The following is a 2,050-nucleotide window of genomic DNA, read 5'->3' as shown; positions in this document are numbered from 1 at the left end:
TCAAACTCTCCAATAAAGTTTGTCTAGCATCTAAAATAAAAATTGACGTTTCACGTTGTTTGTTTCGTTCAGTTTTCAAAGAACTCGTTTGTCGCTCATTTGCGACTCCCTTATGTTAACATTTTCATCTTTCAATGTCAACTAAGTTTTTTATTTCGTTTGTCGCGTTTTGCTTGTTGCTATCAGCGACTCGTATAATATTACACCTCTATATAATAATAGTCAATGGTTTTTATTAAATAAATTTAAAGTTTTTTATTCGCCAGTCGCTATATAGATTCCCATAAAGTGAAACTTTAATCAATGGAGGTTTTCTTCATCCATCTGATAATATCGATCAGTAACAATTAGCTTTTCACTTTCTACTATAAAAGTACCAATTGCCTTGTTCTTTATCATTCCTTCTTCTACTGTACAATGATAGTATGCTTTAAAGACAGTAGGTTTACGTTTCCCATTTGTTAACATCATCATAGACAACTTAATTATTCATCGTTATTAACTCCATATAATTCATACTATTTAATTGTTATACAGGGTAATTGGAGTATGAGATAATTAGCAATCGTTCCATTTAGATTGCGTAAGTACACTTAGACTTATTGAAAATATGTTTCCTAAAGGTATTTGAATAGGAGGAGTATTTTAGTGAATATTGATGAGTACGCGTGGAATAAAATCGATTTATTCCACACAACTTTAGAGTACCACCCTTGTATTCGCCGCTATGAATACAATATTATGTTTTATTCTCTAATCTCACTGTATCTCCCTATAAATCAACTAAAAAGAGGGTTTCATACTCAATGAATCACACACCCTCTTTTTACATTCCTATATTAAAGTGTTTTACACTTTCTATCTTCTTTCATCTTTCGATCTACAGATTTCATTAGAACACGTAATTTATCTTTATCTGCCCAGACCACTCCAAGTAAAACTAGGCAACCACCTATTAAAATCTTCCATGTTAAAGATTCATTTAATAGAATAACCGAAGCAGTAATACTTATGAGTGGTAAAGCATTTAAATACAGCCCACTTACTGATGCCGACACCTTTTCTAGCGCCTTATTCCAAAGCCAATAGGCAAGAATCGTTGCACCAATAACAAGGTACATAAAACTAAGTCCAGCCTTCCATGTATGTAGTTGCGGTAAACCGTAGTAAAAAGCTTCTATAGCAGCAAAAGGTAATAAAATAACGGCTCCAATTAACAATGTTAATGTAGTAAACACTTCATTCGATAACTTCTTTTCTTGTTTTGGTCGTTTGAGTAATATTGTATAGTAAGCAAATAAAAAGGTACTACATAAAATAAGTGTGTCCCCTACTAGAGAAGCACTTTGAGTATCGTGACTGGATGGGATTGTAATACATATGACACCAATAAAGCCTAATACAATTCCGATCCAATAGTTTAAGTGGATTCTTTCTCTTAACAAAATTGCAGAAAAAACAATCGTAACTAACGGCAATGCAGCATCAATAATACTAACGTGCAAACCACTTGTTAATGAAATGCCATACGATGTGAACATAAAATAGCCAGCTACACCGGTAAAAGATAATAAACTCATTCTCTTCCATGGCACGGCCCTATTTGTAATACTTTCCCGCAATCCATGAAAAGAGAATATCGCACTTATCCCCCCAGCAAAACAAAGGCGAAGAAATAGTAATGTAAATGGTTGAATTGACTCAAGCGCCCACTTTGTTGGAGCAATTGCTATCCCCCATAATATAATTGCCGCTAACAGCATACATATTCCTTTAATGTTTATCTCCCCCTTTTCCATATTTACATATATCCCCATCTTACTATGTACTCTTAGAGTAAAACAAACAGAGACTCTTTTTTTATTCTTTAAAACACTTATGTAAATACACAAAAAAGACGAGTCATTCTGACTCGTCTTAAGCTTGCTTGGCGACGTCCTACTCTCACAGGGACAAGGTCCCAACTACCATCGGCGCTAGAGAGCTTAACTTCCGTGTTCGGTATGGGAACGGGTGTGACCTCTCTGCCATCATCACCAAACTATGAAGG

Annotated in this window: 2 protein-coding genes and 1 rRNA gene; all 3 read right to left on the bottom strand. The window is 34.7% G+C overall.

The features are described from left to right. Positions 1-300: 300 nt before the first annotated feature. Entirely contained in the window at positions 301-480 is a 180-nt protein-coding gene (locus AC1M36_RS28215; protein ID WP_479846513.1) for a hypothetical protein, read from the bottom strand. 359 nt (positions 481-839) lie between these two features. Further along, complete coding sequence (locus AC1M36_RS28210) at positions 840-1,763, bottom strand: DMT family transporter (RefSeq protein WP_336454658.1); 924 nt, start codon at positions 1,761-1,763, stop codon at positions 840-842. A gap of 162 nt (positions 1,764-1,925) precedes the next feature. Next, a 5S ribosomal RNA gene (gene rrf, locus AC1M36_RS28205) occupies positions 1,926-2,041 on the bottom strand. Positions 2,042-2,050: the final 9 nt, after the last annotated feature.

The sequence above is a fragment of the Bacillus sp. Medicinal_06 genome (assembly GCF_056711665.1).
Note: the sequence above shows the minus strand (reverse complement) of the source record. Positions and strands in the feature narration are given on the sequence as shown.